The sequence below is a fragment of the Zoogloea sp. genome, assembly GCF_041914405.1.
Classification (GTDB): domain Bacteria; phylum Pseudomonadota; class Gammaproteobacteria; order Burkholderiales; family Rhodocyclaceae; genus Zoogloea.
The window spans coordinates 22,394-37,832 of sequence record NZ_JAYSDK010000045.1 but is presented as its reverse complement, the minus strand read 5'-3'; the positions used below and the strand labels follow the sequence as shown (position 1 = coordinate 37,832).

Annotated in this window: 15 protein-coding genes; 11 read left to right on the top strand and 4 right to left on the bottom strand. The window is 67.0% G+C overall.

Annotated features, from left to right (window positions below; genetic code table 11):
- Positions 1-52: 52 nt before the first annotated feature.
- The 4 genes from purU to ACE3RX_RS20770 form a co-directional block, all read right to left on the bottom strand.
- Positions 53-916 (bottom strand): formyltetrahydrofolate deformylase, encoded by an 864-nt coding sequence (gene purU, locus ACE3RX_RS20785; RefSeq protein WP_374486882.1) that lies wholly within the window; start codon positions 914-916, stop codon positions 53-55.
- Between the two features lie 134 nt (positions 917-1,050).
- Entirely contained in the window at positions 1,051-2,181 is a 1,131-nt protein-coding gene (locus tag ACE3RX_RS20780; protein ID WP_374486881.1) for an aminomethyltransferase family protein, read from the bottom strand.
- Between the two features lie 98 nt (positions 2,182-2,279).
- A complete protein-coding gene (locus ACE3RX_RS20775) occupies positions 2,280-2,957 on the bottom strand; it encodes a response regulator (RefSeq protein ID WP_374486880.1) in 678 nt (225 codons plus the stop codon).
- Positions 2,941-4,512, bottom strand: coding sequence for an ATP-binding protein (locus ACE3RX_RS20770; protein ID WP_374486879.1), 1,572 nt, complete (start codon positions 4,510-4,512; stop codon positions 2,941-2,943). Before ACE3RX_RS20770 ends, ACE3RX_RS20775 begins: the two co-directional genes overlap by 17 nt.
- 184 nt (positions 4,513-4,696) lie before the next feature.
- Between ACE3RX_RS20770 and ACE3RX_RS20765 the strand changes: the two genes are divergently transcribed.
- The 11 genes from ACE3RX_RS20765 (at position 4,697) to ACE3RX_RS20715 (ending at position 15,438) form a co-directional block, all read left to right on the top strand.
- Positions 4,697-6,502 (top strand): PAS domain S-box protein, encoded by a 1,806-nt coding sequence (locus tag ACE3RX_RS20765; RefSeq protein WP_374486878.1) that lies wholly within the window; start codon positions 4,697-4,699, stop codon positions 6,500-6,502.
- Between the two features lie 255 nt (positions 6,503-6,757).
- Positions 6,758-7,396, top strand: coding sequence for an electron transport complex subunit RsxG (gene rsxG / locus ACE3RX_RS20760; RefSeq protein WP_374486877.1), 639 nt, complete (start codon positions 6,758-6,760; stop codon positions 7,394-7,396).
- A 1-nt stretch (position 7,397) separates the two neighbouring features.
- Entirely contained in the window at positions 7,398-8,084 is a 687-nt protein-coding gene (locus ACE3RX_RS20755; protein ID WP_374486876.1) for an electron transport complex subunit E, read from the top strand.
- Positions 8,085-8,110: 26 nt separating this feature from the next.
- Complete coding sequence (locus ACE3RX_RS20750) at positions 8,111-8,632, top strand: SoxR reducing system RseC family protein (protein WP_374486875.1); 522 nt, start codon at positions 8,111-8,113, stop codon at positions 8,630-8,632.
- A gap of 15 nt (positions 8,633-8,647) precedes the next feature.
- Entirely contained in the window at positions 8,648-9,229 is a 582-nt protein-coding gene (rsxA, locus tag ACE3RX_RS20745) for an electron transport complex subunit RsxA (protein ID WP_374486874.1), read from the top strand.
- Positions 9,230-9,257: 28 nt separating this feature from the next.
- Positions 9,258-9,791 (top strand): RnfABCDGE type electron transport complex subunit B, encoded by a 534-nt coding sequence (locus ACE3RX_RS20740; RefSeq protein WP_374486873.1) that lies wholly within the window; start codon positions 9,258-9,260, stop codon positions 9,789-9,791.
- A gap of 10 nt (positions 9,792-9,801) precedes the next feature.
- Positions 9,802-11,322 carry an electron transport complex subunit RsxC gene (gene rsxC / locus ACE3RX_RS20735; protein WP_374486872.1) on the top strand — a complete coding sequence of 507 codons (1,521 nt, stop codon included), beginning with the start codon at positions 9,802-9,804 and terminating at the stop codon, positions 11,320-11,322.
- The gene (locus tag ACE3RX_RS20730) at positions 11,319-12,392 is read left to right on the top strand and encodes an RnfABCDGE type electron transport complex subunit D (RefSeq protein WP_374486871.1); all 1,074 of its coding nucleotides are present in this window, start codon (positions 11,319-11,321) and stop codon (positions 12,390-12,392) included. The genes rsxC and ACE3RX_RS20730 overlap by 4 nt, the downstream gene beginning before the upstream one ends.
- Before the next feature lie 112 nt (positions 12,393-12,504).
- Positions 12,505-13,797 (top strand): ATP-binding protein, encoded by a 1,293-nt coding sequence (locus ACE3RX_RS20725; RefSeq protein ID WP_374486870.1) that lies wholly within the window; start codon positions 12,505-12,507, stop codon positions 13,795-13,797.
- A gap of 5 nt (positions 13,798-13,802) precedes the next feature.
- On the top strand, positions 13,803-14,492 hold the full coding sequence (locus tag ACE3RX_RS20720; RefSeq protein WP_374486869.1) for a response regulator: 690 nt from the start codon (positions 13,803-13,805) through the stop codon (positions 14,490-14,492).
- Positions 14,493-14,637: 145 nt separating this feature from the next.
- Positions 14,638-15,438 carry a substrate-binding periplasmic protein gene (locus tag ACE3RX_RS20715; protein WP_374486868.1) on the top strand — a complete coding sequence of 267 codons (801 nt, stop codon included), beginning with the start codon at positions 14,638-14,640 and terminating at the stop codon, positions 15,436-15,438.
- Position 15,439 lies beyond the last annotated feature (1 nt).

The following is a 15,439-nucleotide window of genomic DNA, read 5'->3' as shown; positions in this document are numbered from 1 at the left end:
AAGCCCTCGCGCAGCCGCTTCGAGAGGGCCTTGCCGTCGATGATCTGGGCGGTCATCGGAACACCACCGTCTTGTTGCCATGGACGAGGACGCGGTCCTCGAGGTGGTAGCGCAGTCCGCGGGCGAGGACGGCCTTTTCGATGTCCTTGCCGTAGCGGACGAGGTCGTCGGGCGCGTCGGAGTGATCCACGCGGATGACGTCCTGCTCGATGATCGGCCCCTGGTCGAGCTCGCTGGTGACGTAGTGGCAGGTGGCGCCGATGAGCTTGACGCCCTTGGCGTGGGCCTGGTGGTAGGGCTTGGCGCCGACGAAGCTGGGCAGGAAGCTGTGGTGGATGTTGATGATCTGGCCGGGATAGTTGATGCACAGCTCCGGCGAGAGGATCTGCATGTAGCGGGCGAGGACCATCACGTCGCCATCGGCCTCGCGGAAGAGTTCCTCGACCTTGGCGTAGGCGGCGGGCTTGTTGTCGGGGGTGACGGGCACGTGATGGAAGGGGATGCCGTGCCACTCGACGAAGCCGCGGAAGGTCTCGTGGTTGGAGATGACGCAGGGGATGTCGATGTCCAGGTCGCCGGACTGCCAGCGGGCGAAGAGATCGTACAGGCAGTGTTCTTGCTTGGAGACGAGGATGACGACGCGCTTCTTGCGGGCGCTGTCGGAGATGCGCCAGTCCATGCCGAACTCGGCGGCGATGGGGGCGAACTTGTCGCGCAGGGTGTCGATGCCGAAGGGCAGGGAGTCGGCGAGGATTTCCTGGCGCATGAAGAAGCGCTTGGCTTCGGGGTCGGCATGGTGGTTCGCCTCGGTGATCCAGCCGTGGTTCTTGGCCAGAAAAGCGCTGACGGCGGCGACGATGCCGACCTTGTCAGGGCAGGATAGGGACAGGGTGTAACGTCGGGTGGGGGTGCTCATGGGCTGTTTCCTTTTGCTCGGCCTCTGGCGGGCCATTGGGGCTGCGTGAAGCAGCCCTCGGGAGGCATTCATTTGCCTGCGGGCTTGATCCAGCGGTGGAGGGCGAGTGAATGCGCCCCCACGGAAACCAGGGCTCAGCCTTTGGCGGTGCGCTTGGTCTTGTCCGGGTCGTCGAAGGGCAGCGTGTGGGTCGTCGCGCCGCATTCGAGGCTGGCGCCGCGCAGTTGCAGCTTGCGGCCGGCGACGGTGTAGGCCGGATCGAGGCGGGCGATGGCCATCGAACGTTCTACCAGTCGCGAGTACATGCCACAGGTGACGAAACCCACCTTGGTGTCGCCGTCGTAGAGGGCATCGCCGGCCTGGGCTGCCTGGTTGCTGGCCAGCTCGACGCCATAGATCTTGAAGCGCTCCTTGCCCTGCAGACGGTAGTGCTCCGCGGCGCCGCGGAACTCTTTCTTGCCCGGCGATACGGTGAAGTCCAGGCCGAGTTCCCACAGGCTGTCGCCGATGGGTTCGCCCTCCATCGGGTACATGTCGGAGTTGTCGTAAGGGTAGAACAGCAGGTAGCTCTCTACGCGCAGCCAGTCGAGGGCAGTGAAGGAGCAGGGCATGATCCCCATTTCCTTGCCTTCGGCGACGATGGTGTCCCAGATCAGCGGGGCGTCGGCGGCTTTGCAGAAGATTTCGTAGCCGCGCTCGCCGGTGTAGCCGGTGCGGGACAGCATCACCGGGCGGCCGAAGAGGGTCGTCTGCATGTGGTGGAAGTAGGGCAGCTCGCGGATGCCTGGCACGTGCTTGGCGAGGAAATCGACGGCCACCGGCCCTTGCAGGGACAGGTCATGCAGGTCGTCGTCGAACAGCACCACCACGTTGCGGCCGACCGCTGCGCGGGTCAGGATCTCGTGGCCGGCGCCGGAGCCGTGCACCACCATGAAGGCGTTGGGGCCGTTGCGGTAGATCACGCAGTCGTCGATGAACTTGCCGGCCTCGTTGAGCATGCAGGCATAGACCGACTTGCCCGGGTAGAGCTTGCTGACGTTGCGGGTGGTGGCGAAGTTGATCAGTGCCTCGGCGTGGGGGCCGATGATGTGCATCTTCTTGAGGCCCGACACGTCCATCAGGCCGGCACGGGTGCGGATTGCCTCGTGTTCGTCGGCCAGATCGGTCCGGTAGGTCCAGGCGGTACCCATGCCGTTCCAGTCTTCGAGGCTGGAACCGAGGGCGCGGTGGCGGTCAGCGAGGACCGAGAGTCTCCATGAACTCATCTGCAACTCCTAGTCGAAAAGGGGATGAAGCTTGAGTTCATTAGGCCAGCCGGGCCGGCGTGGGAAAATACTACTCTGGTACTACTTCAAGGCTGAGCTCAGGACGGCCGGCCCTCCTCCTGGCGGAGTTCGCGCAGCCACACGGCAGCTTCGAAGCGGTTGCGCAGGTTGAGCTTCTGCAGCACATGCTTCACGTGAACCTTCACAGTGCTTTCGGCGATGCCCAGCGAGCGCGCGACGATCTTGTTCGACGCGCCCTTGGAGACCAGTTCGAGGGTTTCCTGCTCCCGCGCGGTGAGGGAGGCCCAGCCGGCGTCGATGCTCTCCCGGCTCGGCGGCTGGGGCTTGGCGAGAATGCCGCCAACCTCGGCCGACAGCACGGTACCGCCGGCGGCCACCTGGCGCAGCTTGAGACAGAACTCGTCAGGCTCCATGTCCTTCAGCAGATAGCCACTGGCGCCTGCCTTGAGGGCTTCCATCACGTCGAAGCTGGAGTCGGACACGGTGAGCATCACCAGGCGGGTGGCCGAGCCGGCGGTTTTCAGGGCGCGGACCACCGAGATGCCGTCGAGGCCCTTCATGTGCAGGTCCACCAGGGCCACGTCGGGCTGATGGGTCAGCACGGCTTCGATGCCTTCGGCGCCGGATGCGGCTTCGGCAACCACGTGGAGGTCGCCGTACATCGAGAGCAACTGGCCGATGCCCTTGCGGAAGAGGGCGTGGTCGTCCACCACTACCAGGCGGATCGGCGGTGTGTCGTCAGTGGGGCTGTGCATGGGCAGTGTCCCTGTCGGTGTCGAATGGGGGAGAAGAAGGTGGCGGGCCCGCCCGTGGGCGGAAGCACAGCTCAACGCGGGTACCGCGCCCGCCGGGGCCGGGTTGCAGCTTCAGGGTGCCGGCCAGCTGGCGGGCCCGGTCTTGCATGATCGAGACGCCGTGATGGCCTTCGCCGCCGCTGCCGGCTGCCATCCCGCGGCCGTCGTCGTCCACCTGCACGACCACCACGCCGGCCTCGCAATCCAGGCGAATCAGTGCGTGTCCGGCGCGGGCATGGCGGATCACATTGGTCAGCGCTTCGCGGACGATCTGCAGCAGATGGAATTCCTCGTTGACCGACAGTGGCGTGTCGCCAAGCCGGTAGTCCAGGCCGATCTCGGTGCCGGCCCGGGCTGACAGTTCTTCCACCACTTCGCGGATGGCCTGCTGCAGGCCGCCAGGTGGCATGCTGGTGCGGAAGGCCGACAGCAGCTCGCGCAGGTGGCGGTAGGCGCTGTCGAGGCCGGTCTTGATGTCACCGGAAATCTCCAGCACCTTGCCGCCGGGGGCGCAGGCACCGCAGCTGCGCCCGATCTCCAGTTGCAGGCGGGCGATCTGCAGCTTCATGTAGGACAAGGCCTGGGCCAGGGAGTCGTGCAACTCGCCGGCGATCGCGTTGCGTTCGTCCATCAAGGCCAGCCGGCGGCGGCGCTGGGTGCGCTGCAGGCTGCCGAGCGACAGGGCGAACAGGCTGGCCACCGCATCCACCAGCCGGCTGTAGCGGCTCTCGAAGAGCATGTCGCTGCGGGCTTCCACCACCAGGATGCCGTAGATGCCGTCGGCGTCTCGCACCGGCACCGCCAGCTCGACCCGCTCGCCATCCGCATGAGTCGCCTGGCGGCGCAGCCCGCCCTTGCGGGCCAGGGTTTCCGCGTCGAACTCGTCGAGCAGGCTGGCCAGTCGCGGCGCGCCCAGGCGGGTCGGCACGCCCAGGCTTTCGGCGAGGGGCGTCAGCAGGCCTAGAGAACAGCTGCGGGCGTGCAGGCAGTCGGCCATGTCCTCCAGCAAGGCACTCAGCCACTGGGTGCTGGCGTTGTTCTCGGCCAGGCAAGTACAGGCACGGTAAATGAATTCCAGCGAACGGGTGGCGAAGCGTTCCTGCTCATGGGCGTTACGGGACAGACGTTCGCTGTCGGCGACGCGGCAGGCCAGCTGGGCCGACACGCCGTCCAGCGCGCGTACCAACCGGTCGATCTCGTCGGTCCCGCCGACCGGCACGTCCGCACCGCCGGTGTGCGCGGCCAGGCGGGCCAGCGCACAGTCGGTGCGTTGGGCCAGGGCCCGGTGGGCAATCCGCAAGGTGATCGCGCAGCCGATCAGGAAGGCCAGCGCCAGTACGATCTCCATCAGCTCGATACCCGCCAGCCGGCTGGCCGCCAGGCTGGTGGGGGCTGCGCGGGCGGCTGCTTCCAGGCGCCCGGCGGCCCCGGCGCTGAGGAACAAGGCCGCGCACAGGCTGGCCAGGCAGCTCAGCATGAGGCTCAGGCGGGACAGGAGCGGGTAGCGTTTCAGCACGGAAGCATCGTTAGCGTTGGGGGCGTCAGGGATATGTTGTTCTCTCAAAGCAACTTTTGCGCCTTTTGGGAAACGCCAGTTCTCGGCATCCGGGCGACCTGGCACCATGCCGGATGGAGTGAATCCTGCTTGATGTGGACGCCGCGCCGTGCAGGTGCGGTATTCACGCTCACGGATTGCCGCCATGACTCTCTATCTCTTTGCGACCCTGCTGGTTTCGGTGCTGGCCGTCATCGTCTGCGGCGATGCTGGACGCCAGACGCCGGTGCTGACCCTCGTGCCGCTGATTCCTGGATTGGCGTGGACGGCCCTGCGTTTCGGCGGCCGTCGTCTCGCCGCCGCCCGGCCTAACGGCCCGGCGTTGGCTGATCCGTCCCTCAGCCAGTTCGCCCAGCACAGCGGCCAGCCGGCGGTGCTGGCCGAGAACGGGCGCATCGCCCACGCCAATCGGGCCCTGCTCAAGGCGCTCGGCCTGGAGGAACGTGGCGACGAGCTGATCGGCATGCCCCTCGACAACATCGTGCATCCCAAGCATCAGGGACGGATGGCCGAGCTGCTGGCCGCCGACACTCCTGCCTGCGACGATGTGATCACCCTGCTGCGCGCCGATGGTGTGTCCTGGCCGGCGCGGATCAGTCTGTTCCGGGCCGACCGTTCACCGATGGCGTTGCTGCATTTCTCCCTGCCGGATGACGACGGAGGCGCGGCGGACCACCAGTGGGGCAACCGCTTCGCCCATGGGGCTGCAGAGATCCTGTTCACGCTGGATGCCCAGTTGCACGTGGCCTATCTCAATTCCCGCTGGGAGCGGACCACCGGCCGGGCGGCGGCGGACAGTCTCGGTACGCCCTTCCTGCAACTCTTCCCGGTGGAAGACCGTACCGCGCTGACCAAGGGGCTGCGCCAACTGCAGGCCGGTGAGCGGGACGGACTGACGCTGGAAGTGCGCCTGCTCGCCGCCCGTACGTTCGGTCCGCGCTGGGTGGAACTGCGCGCCTGGCCGGTGGAGCTGCCCCCGGGGGGGGAGGCCGGCATCGCCGGCATGCTCCTCGACATCGACCAGCGCCGGCGAGGCGAGGAAGCCCTGCGTGCCCAGCGGCGCAGCCTGCACACCATGCTCGACAATCTGCCGGGGATGATCTACCGGGGCCAGAACGACAAGGAATGGACGATGGAATTCGTCAGCGAGGGTTGCTTCGAGCTGACCGGTTACACGCCGCTGGAACTGGTGGATAACCGCTCTGCCAGCTTCGCCGACCTGATTCACCCCGAGGACCGGGACTTCGTCTGGAACTACGTGCAGATGCGCTTGGCCCGGCGCGAGCGCTACGAGCTCAGCTACCGCATCATCGACAGGGACGGCCAGACCCGTTGGGTGTGGGAGCAGGGGCGCGGGATCCATTCCAGCCGCGGCGAATTCCTCGGCCTGGAAGGCTTCATCACCGACGTTAGCAGCAGCCGCGAAGCCCAGGAGGAGGCCCGTCGTCGCCTCTTCTTCGACAACGCCACCGGCCTGCTCGGCTTCAGTCTGTTCCTCGACCGCCTGCAGCATGTGTTCGGTCACTCGACCATCGCCGGCTATCCGTTCATGGTGGTGCACCTGGCTATCCCGTCCCTGGAGCGCATCGCCGCCGAGCACGGTGCGGCGATGGCCGAGCGGGTGCTGGTGGAAAGCGGCAAGCGCCTGCGCGTGCTGCACAGCGACTGCAACTGCGTGAGCCGCCACGGCAGTGGCTTCGCGGTGCTGATCTCGGACTTCCGGCCGGCGGTGCTGGCCTGGGCCGGCGTGCTGCCCGCCGACCCGGCGTCGCCGCCGGGGCGTGCCCGCCTGACGGCTGCCCTCGTCGAACTGCTGGGTCATCCGCTGCGCATCGACGGTCATGCCATCAGCCTCGAGGTGGCCGTCGGCGAGGTCGCGGACCAGGTCGCCTGTAGCGATGCCCAGGCCATGTTGATCGAGGCCGCCCGCCGGGCCCAGGCCCCCGCCTGAGAGCGGCCGTTTACGCATCCTTTATATGTGGCCCGCTTGAAAATGGCCGCAAAACAAGGCTTTGTCGTTTGTTGTCTTTATACGTGCGACAAACCGGGCCATGTAGCGTCTCCTCCACAAAACCTGGCCCGCCATCCATCCGCCAGATCCCCGCAAAGACTGTAAAACACCGCAATTCCGGGCCTTCCCGGGCATCCGCTAGTCATTGGCACAAGACCTGCTAAATCAGGGCAAACCCCTCATTTTCGACAGATCATGAACGCCACGCACGATTCGCCGATTGCTCCGGTCGCCGTCAAGCCAAAGCCCTACATCCACGGGGTGATCCTGTTCGCCTTCTGTCTCGGCTTCGGTCTGGTGATGGCGCTGACCAACGATGTCACCCTCGACGACATCGCCGCCCGTGCCCTCGAGGACAAGCAGAACTCCCTCAGCCAGGTCCTGCCGGACAACATCCACGACAACAACCCGGTACTCGACACCCTCACCGTCAAGAACGAAGAGGGCAAGGAAATCACCGTCTATCGCGCCCGCAAGGACAAGCAGGTGACCGGCGTGGCCTACGAGATCTTCGGCACCGGCTACGCCGGCGAGATCCGCCTGATGATGGGCATCGACGCCGGAGGCAAGCTGCTCGGCGTGCGCGTGCTGGCCCACAAGGAAACCCCGGGCCTGGGTGACAAGATCGAGGTGAAGAAGGGCCCGTGGATCGAGCGCTTCACAGGCCTGTCGCTGGGCAATCCGTCCATCGAGCGCTGGAAGGTCAAGAAGGATGGTGGGGATTTCGACCAGTTCGCCGGCGCGACGATCACGCCGCGCGGCGTGGTGGCCGCCATACGGCGCGGGCAGGAGTTTTATGCCGCGAACAAGGACACGCTGACCGGGAGCAATTGAAATGTCGAACGCCGAAAACTCGAACCAGTATTCCACCATCGTCAAGGATGGCCTGTGGGACAACAACGGGGTCTTCAGCATGCTGCTCGGCATGTGCCCGACGATGGCCATGACCACCAGTGCCACCAACGGCTTCGGCATGGGGCTCGCCACCGCCGTCGTGATGGGTGCCTCCAGCTACCTGGTGGCGGTGTTCCGCAACCAGATCACTACCGAAGTGCGGATCCCGGTCTACATCCTGATCGTGGCCGCCATGGTGACCCTCGTCGATCTGGCGATGAACGCCTGGATGCATGAGCTCTACAAGGTGCTCGGCCTGTTCATCCCGCTGATCGTCTCCAACTGTCTGCCGCTGGCCCGGCTGGAAGCCTTCGCCGCCAAGCAGCCCCCATTTCCCGCCCTGCTCGACGGCCTGTTCATGGGGCTCGGCTTCACCATCGCGCTGACCGCGATCGGCGCGGTGAGGGAAATCATCGGCTCCGGCACGCTGTTTGCCGACGCCTCGCTGCTGCTCGGCAACTCCTTCAAGGTCATCGAGATGCGCCTGCTGCCCGCCGACATGGGCGTGTTGATGATGATCCTGCCGCCGGGCGGCTTCATTGTCACTGGCCTGCTGGTGGTGGTCAAGCGCGTGCTCGACCTGCGTGCCGGCAAGGAAATCCAGATGGCCGGCGCCCACGCGGTCTGAGTGACCACCTGAAAGCCATCCCGATCATGAACGCCACCCGCGAGATCGCCAGCATGAGCCAGGACTCCAGCACCCCGATGGTGGAAGGCATCGCCCGGGTCGTCCGCGTCGAGCCGGGCTGGGCCTGGCTCGAGCCGGAGCAGACCACCAGCTGTGGCAGCTGCGCCTCCAGCGCCAGTTGCGGCAGCCACGGCGCGACCGGCATCGGCTCGGTCGCCAGCCGCCTCCAGTCCCGCCGCTTTCGCCTCGACAATCCGCCGGGCCCCGGCGAGCTGCGCGAGGGCGAGCGAATCGTGGTCGGCGTCCACAACAGCGCGCTGCTGAAGGCCGCGGCGCTGGCCTACGGCTTTCCGCTGCTGGCCGCCCTGTGTGGTGGCGGTGTGGCGCAGTCGGCCTACGAGAGCGATCCGCTGTCGATGCTCGGCGTGGCCGCCGGCCTGGCCTTCGGGCTGCTGGTGGCGCGTATCGGCGCCCACCGTCTGGCCGTGCGCGGCGAGGCGACCCCCCATTTTCTGCGTCGGGCGCGCCCCGATGAAACCTGCAAATAGGCTTGGGACAAGACCATGAAAGAATTTGCCATGATCATGATCAGCGCCGCGCTGGTCAATAACGTGATCCTCGCCCGCTTCCTCGGGCTGTGCTCCTTCATGGGGGTGACCACGCGCATCGACACCGCGGCAGGGATGGGTTTCGCGACGACCTTCGTGATCACTGTCTCGTCGATGGCCGACTGGGCCGTGCAGACCTACCTGCTCGACGCCTACGGGCTGGGCTTCCTCCGCACCGTGACCTTCATCCTGGTGATCGCCTCGGCGGTGCAATTCACCGAGATGACGATCAAGAAGGTCTCGCCCGAGCTGTTTCAGATGCTCGGTATCTACCTACCGCTGATCACCACCAACTGCGCGGTGCTGGGCGTCGCCCTGCTGCTGGTCGAAGGGCGCATGAGCTTCATCCACGCGACCCTGTTCGCCTTCGCGTCGTCCCTCGGCTACAGCCTGGTGATGGTGATCTTCGCCGGCCTGCGGGAGCGCCTGGCGCTGGTCCAGGTGCCGCGTCTGTTCGCCGGCCCGCCGATCGCCTTCATCGTGGCCGGGATGCTGGCCATGGCCTTCATGGGGTTCTCCGGCATCGCCGCGAGCTAATCAGAAACCAGAAACGAGGACGATCATCATGTTGGTATCAGTCGGAAGCCTTTCCTTGATGGGTCTCGCCCTGGGTAGCATGCTCGGTGCAGCGTCGCGCTACCTGGCGGTCGAGGAGAACCCGATCGAAGCCGAGATCCAGGCCATGCTGCCGGGCTCCCAGTGCGGTCAGTGCGGTTACGTGGGTTGCGCTCAGGCCGCCGCGGCGCTGGCCAAGGGCGAAGCGCCGGTGACCCTCTGCCCGCCGGGCGGCAAGGCTACCGCCGAGGCGCTGGCGGCCAAGCTGGGCATCAAGGTGGACCTCTCCGCGGTGGTGGATTCCGGCCCCCAGATCGCCGACGTGACCGAGGAGATCTGCATCGGCTGCAGCCGCTGCCTGAAGGTCTGTCCGACCGACGCCATCATCGGCGCCGCCAAGCAGGTCCATAACGTGATCCGCGAAGCCTGTACCGGCTGCTCGTCCTGCGTGAACGTGTGCCCCACCGAGGCGCTGAGCCTGATGCCCATTCCGGTGACCCTGCAGCACTGGGTCTGGCCGCAACCCGCTTCTTCTGCCAGCTGAGTACGCCATCATGGGATTCCTCGACCGCTTCTTCAAAGAGCCCAGCTGGGGCGTACATCCGGACGACCACAAGCGTCCGGCCGCCGATGCCCCCCTGCGCATCCTGCCGACGCCCGAACGCGTCTACATGCCCCTCAGCCAGCACGTCGGTGGCGCCGCGCGCCCGATCGTGGTGGTTGGCCAGAAGGTCCTCAAGGGCCAGCTGCTGGCCGACGCCCAGGGCAACATCTCGGCGCCGATCCATGCGCCGGTGTCGGGCACGGTGTTCTCCATCGGTGACGTGACCGCGCCGCACGCCTCGGGCCTGCCCTTCCGCGCCATCACCATCGAGTCCGACGGCCAGGACCGCTGGATCGACACCGACCGGGTCGCCGACCCCTTCGCGCTGGCGCCGGAAGACATCGCCCGCAAGGCCGCAGCAGCCGGCGTCGTTGGCCTCGGCGGCGCGACCTTCCCGTCGGCGGTCAAGTTCGCCCTCGGCAAGCGCCTCAAGGTGGAAACCCTGATCGTCAATGGCGGCGAGTGCGAGCCCTACCTGTCGAGCGATGATCGCATCATGCGCGACTTCGCCGAGCAGGTTGTCGATGGCGTCCGCCTCGTCATGCACGCCATCGGCGCCAAAGAGGCGCTGGTCGGCATCGAGGACAACAAGCCGGAAGCCATCGCCGCGATGCGCAAGGCCGCCGCGTCCTTCTCCGAGGTCAAGATCTGCCCGGTGCCGACGCGCTACCCGATGGGCTCTGACAAGCAGCTGATCCAGACCCTCACCGGCAAGGAAGTGCCGTCCAACGCCCGCGCGGCGGAAGTCGGTGTGCTGGTCCACAACGTGTCCACCTGCGCCGCCGTGCATAAGGCCGTGCGCCTCGGCCAGCCGCTGGTGGAGCGCATCGTCACCCTCAACGGCGGGGCGATCGCCACGCCGGGCAACATCTATGCGCCGCTCGGCACGCTGGTCACCGACCTGCTGGCCTTTGTCGGCCTGAAGGGCGAGCCGGCCCGCCTGATCCTCGGCGGACCGATGATGGGCACGCCGCTGGCCCACGACCGCATCCCGCTGGTCAAGGGCGCCTCCGGCATCCTGGCCTTCAACGCCGCAGAAGCGGCCACGCCGGAAGCCGGCCCGTGCATCCGCTGCGGCACCTGTGCCGACGCCTGCCCGATGGGCCTGCTGCCGATGGAGATGGCGGCACACATCCGTGTCGAAGACTTCGAAGGGGCGGAGAGCTACGCCCTCGGCGACTGCATCTCCTGCGGCTGCTGCGCCTACGTGTGTCCGTCGCACATCCCGCTGGTGCAGTACTTCAGCTACGCCAAGGGCGAGATGATGGCCGCCGAGCGCGTCAAGCTGCGCACCGATGCCACCAAGCGCCTGGCCGAAGCCCGCACCGCGCGCATCGAGCGGGAGAAACAGGAAAAGGCCGAAGCCGCCGCGCGCCGCAAGGCCGAGAAGGAAGCCGCTGCCGCAGCCAAGGCGGCCGCTGCCAAGGCTCCGGTCAAGGATAGCGGGCAGGCTCAAGGAGAAACGGTATGAACGAGAACCTCGGCAGTCCGGTCGCCGCACCGTACACCACCACCTCCAACAATCCCGGTCGCATCATGGCCACCGTGATGGTCGCGCTGGCGCCCTCCACGCTGTATGGCTTCTGGCTGTACGGCTGGCCGTCGATCTACCTGTGGCTGATCACCATCGCTTCGGCGATGCTCGGCGAGGCCTTCTTCCTGCGCGCCATGGACCGCCAGGCCAGCAAGGCGCTCACCGACGGCTCGGCGATCCTCACCGGCTGGTTGCTGGCGGTGTCCCTGCCGCCGTGGGCGCCGTGGTGGATCGGCGCCTTCGGCGGCCTGTTCGGCATCGTCCTCGGCAAGCACGTCTTCGGCGGTCTCGGCCAGAACCTCTTCAACCCGGCGATGGTGGCCCGCGTTGCGCTGCTGATCTCCTTCCCGGTGCAGATGACCTCCTGGGTCGGCGCCGCGCCGCTCTTCGCCGAGGGCTCGCCGGGCCCGCTGGACGGCCTGGTGATCCTCTTCAAGGGCATCCCTGCGGCCTTCGACGCGATGACCAGCGCCACCACGCTGGGCTTTTCGAAGACCGAGATGTCCCGCGGCGTCGATCTGCTGCAGTCGGCGGCCCACGCGCCGGCCCTGTCGATGATCGGCGAGCGTGCCGGCAGCATGGGCGAGACGGCGGCCTGGCTGATCATCGCCGGCGGCCTGATGCTGATCATCAAGCGCGTCATCAGCTGGCACATCCCGGTGGCCATGCTGGTCGGTGTCGCGCTGCCCGCCGCCGCGCTGAACGCCTACGACCCGGCCCACTTCCTCGATGCCCAGACCCATCTGATGTCCGGCGGCGTGATGCTCGGTGCCTTCTTCATCGCCACCGACTACGTCACGTCCCCCAACTCGCCGGTGGGCCGCCTGGTGTTCGGCTTCGGCTGTGGCCTGCTGACTTACGTGATCCGCACCTGGGCCGGCTATCCGGAAGGCGTGGCCTTCGCGGTGATGCTGATGAACGCGCTGACGCCGATCATCGACAGCCACTTCCGCCCCCGCATCTACGGCCGCAACCGCAAGGGGCTGCCGCTGCAGGTCGCGGACTGAGGCTCCCATGCCGGGCGTTCCTCCGAACGCCATGAGGATCCCGGCCGCCGCTCTTCCGCCCAGCCCGCAGCCCACCCGGCGGCGGGCTGTTTTCTTGGGGGGCGGGTTGGCCATGGCGTGGGCGGCCCTGCTGATGATGCTCATGTTGATCCCGCTGCGCCGTGGCCCGGACATGACCGACACGCCTTACTTCCTGCCCGCCGTGCTGATGCTGGCGGTCGCGCTGACCGTCGGCCACACCACGGTCCGCCTGCGGCGCCATGCCGAGATCGCCGAGCGCAAGTCGCTGCTCAGCAAGACGCTCTACGAGTTCTCGCGGGAACTGTCCGGTGCGTTGACGGCCGCCGACGTGGCCGACACCACCTTCGCCTTCCTGGCCAGCGCCGTTGGCGCGCGCAATGCCCGCCTGATTCCGCCGGCGGAGTTCATCGCACCGCCTTTCCCGGTGCTCGCCAGCCGCCTCGCGGCCTGCGTCGAGCAGGCACGGCTGAATTGGGAGCCCTTGCCGGACGGCGCGCTGCACGCCCTGCTGCCCCTCGCCGCGGCCAGCGGCACCCAGGGCGTGCTGGCCTTCGAGGCGATGCCGGCGGTGGTGTCCCACCCGGATTTCGTCGAATACATCGAGACCGTCGCGTCCCTCGTCGCGGTGGCGCTGGAGCGTTCGCGCTTCGCCGAGATGGCGCGGGAGACCGAGGTCCGGCACGCCTCCGAGGTGTTGCGCAGCTCCATCCTCGGCGCCTTGTCCCACGACCTGCGCACGCCGCTGGCGGCACTGGTCAGCATGGCCGACACGGCGGCCCTCGGCAAAGCCTCGCCGGAGCGCCAGAAACGCCTGCTCGAAGCGATCCGCAACCAGGCCATGACGATCTGCCAGCAGATGATGAACCTCCTCGACATGGCCAAGCTGAGCTCTGGCAGCGTCGAGCTGAACCGTGCCTGGCAGCCGGTGGATGAAGTGGTCGGCGTGGTACTCACGCAGATCCGCAGTCAGTGGCGCGACCGGGAGATCAGCGTCGACCTGCCGCGCAATCTGCCGCCGGTGTGTATCGACGCGGTGTTGATCGAGCGGGTGCTGTGGAATCTGCTGGAGAACGCCATCAAGTACGCGCCGGCCGACGCGCCGATCGAGCTGGCCGTGCGCCAGCTCGGTGACAAGTTGGAGATCAGCGTCAGCGATTCCGGCCCCGGCCTGCCGGCGGGTGACGCCGGCCGCCTGTTCAACTTGTTCCAGCGCGGCCGGCAGGAGTCGGACGTGGCTGGCGTCGGTCTCGGGTTGGCGATCTCGCGCAGCATCGTCGAGGCCCACGAGGGCGAGATCGGTGCGTCCAACCGCCTCGGCGGCGGTGCCTGCTTCCACTTCACGCTGCCGATCGGCAATCCGCCGGACGTGCTGGCCTTGGGGTGATGGTGGTGAGCGACAGCAAGACCATCCTGCTGGTGGAGGACGAGCGCCAGATGCGCGAGGCGGTGGCCACCGCGCTGGAGTGCGAGGGCTTCGCCGTCTGCGAGGCGGGCAGTGCCAGCCAGGCGGCGGTGGAGGCGGCGGCGCGGCGTCCGGACGTGGTAATCCTCGACCTGGGCCTGCCGGACCGGGATGGCATCGACTTCATCCGCGACTACCGGGCCTGGTCGCCGATCCCGATCCTGGTGCTGTCGGCGCGTACCCAGGAGAAGAGCAAGGTTGACGCCCTCGATGCTGGCGCCGACGACTACCTCACCAAGCCCTTCGGCATCGCCGAGCTACTGGCCCGCGTGCGCGTGCTGCTGCGCCGCGGCCAGGCCATGCCCGCCGCGCCGGAACCGAAGATCCGCTTCGGCGACTACGAGATCAACTGCGTGACGCGGGTCGTCGAGCGGGCCGGTGAGGCCCTGCACCTTACCCAGATCGAATACCGCCTGCTGGTCTTCCTGGCCGCCAATCCGGGGCGGGTGATGACCCACCACCACCTGTTGACCCACATCTGGGGTGCCCAGGCCGCCGACAACCACCAGTACCTGCGGGTCTATGTCGGCCACCTCCGCCAGAAGATCGAAACCAGCCCGGCCTGCCCGCGCCATATCCTGACCGAGATCGGCGTCGGTTACCGTTTCGAGCCCTGAACGCCGCCGCGTGACACATCCGTCACGGATCGGGGCGGATCCTCGCGCTTTCTGCCGCGACTTGTGCAGGCCCTTTTTCTACAATAGCGCGACATTCAGTGTGCCTAAATTGGTTTGACGCATGCATCCCTCCATGGCGATCGAAATGAAGAGACTTTTTGTCGCTGTGGGGTGTGTCCTGCTGTGCGGCATGCCAGCGCTCGCGGAGAACGGGCATCTCGAGCGGATCAAGGCGGCCGGTGAGGTCCGGGTCTGCATCTGGCCCGACTACTACGGCATCTCCTACCGCAACCCGAAAACCCAGGCTCTCGACGGCATCGACGTGGACATGGCCAGGGCGCTCGGTCAGGAACTGGGCGTGCGGGTGAATTTCGTCGACAGCTCCTTCGCCCGGCTGATCGACGACGTCACGCAGGACCGATGTGACATCGCCATGTTTGCCATCGGCGTGACGCCGGCGCGGGCTGACAAACTGCGTTTCACGCAGCCGCACCTGGTCAGCGACATCTACGCCATCACCACCAAAAGCAACCGCCGCATCAAGAGCTGGGACGACATCGACAGGCCCGGCGTGGTCGTCGCCGTTGCCAAGGGCACGCTGCATGAGCCGATCATGCGCGACAAGCTCCGCCACGCCACCCTGCTGGTCACCGACACGACCCAGGGCCGCGAGCAGGAGGTCGAATCGGGGCGCGCCGACGTGTTCATGACGGACTTCCCGTTCAGCCGCCGGATGCTCGAAACCACCGACTGGGCGCGCCTGGTGGCCCCGTCGTCCACCTATCATCTGACGCCCTACGCCTACGCGATGCAGAAGGGCGACGAGCGCTGGCATGCGTGGGTGGAACAGTTCCTCGACCGGGTCAAGCAGAACGGCCAGCTGATGAGCGCGATCAAGCGCCACCGGCTTGAGCCGATCGCCATTCGCGGACAGTCAGGCAACTAGT

Excerpts from the sequence above, each read along its gene's own strand:
- rsxC (WP_374486872.1), top strand. The coding sequence starts at position 9,802 with ATGGGATTCCTCGACCGCTTCTTCAAAGAGCCCAGCTGGGGCGTACAT.
- rsxA (WP_374486874.1), top strand. The coding sequence starts at position 8,648 with ATGAAAGAATTTGCCATGATCATGATCAGCGCCGCGCTGGTCAATAAC.
- ACE3RX_RS20755 (WP_374486876.1), top strand. The coding sequence starts at position 7,398 with ATGTCGAACGCCGAAAACTCGAACCAGTATTCCACCATCGTCAAGGAT.
- ACE3RX_RS20765 (WP_374486878.1), top strand. The coding sequence starts at position 4,697 with ATGACTCTCTATCTCTTTGCGACCCTGCTGGTTTCGGTGCTGGCCGTC.
- purU (WP_374486882.1), bottom strand. The coding sequence starts at position 916 with ATGAGCACCCCCACCCGACGTTACACCCTGTCCCTATCCTGCCCTGAC.
- ACE3RX_RS20740 (WP_374486873.1), top strand. The coding sequence starts at position 9,258 with ATGTTGGTATCAGTCGGAAGCCTTTCCTTGATGGGTCTCGCCCTGGGT.
- ACE3RX_RS20725 (WP_374486870.1), top strand. The coding sequence starts at position 12,505 with ATGGCGTGGGCGGCCCTGCTGATGATGCTCATGTTGATCCCGCTGCGC.
- ACE3RX_RS20715 (WP_374486868.1), top strand. The coding sequence starts at position 14,638 with ATGAAGAGACTTTTTGTCGCTGTGGGGTGTGTCCTGCTGTGCGGCATG.
- rsxG (WP_374486877.1), top strand. The coding sequence starts at position 6,758 with ATGAACGCCACGCACGATTCGCCGATTGCTCCGGTCGCCGTCAAGCCA.
- ACE3RX_RS20780 (WP_374486881.1), bottom strand. The coding sequence starts at position 2,181 with ATGAGTTCATGGAGACTCTCGGTCCTCGCTGACCGCCACCGCGCCCTC.
- ACE3RX_RS20775 (WP_374486880.1), bottom strand. The coding sequence starts at position 2,957 with ATGCACAGCCCCACTGACGACACACCGCCGATCCGCCTGGTAGTGGTG.
- ACE3RX_RS20730 (WP_374486871.1), top strand. The coding sequence starts at position 11,319 with ATGAACGAGAACCTCGGCAGTCCGGTCGCCGCACCGTACACCACCACC.
- ACE3RX_RS20750 (WP_374486875.1), top strand. The coding sequence starts at position 8,111 with ATGAACGCCACCCGCGAGATCGCCAGCATGAGCCAGGACTCCAGCACC.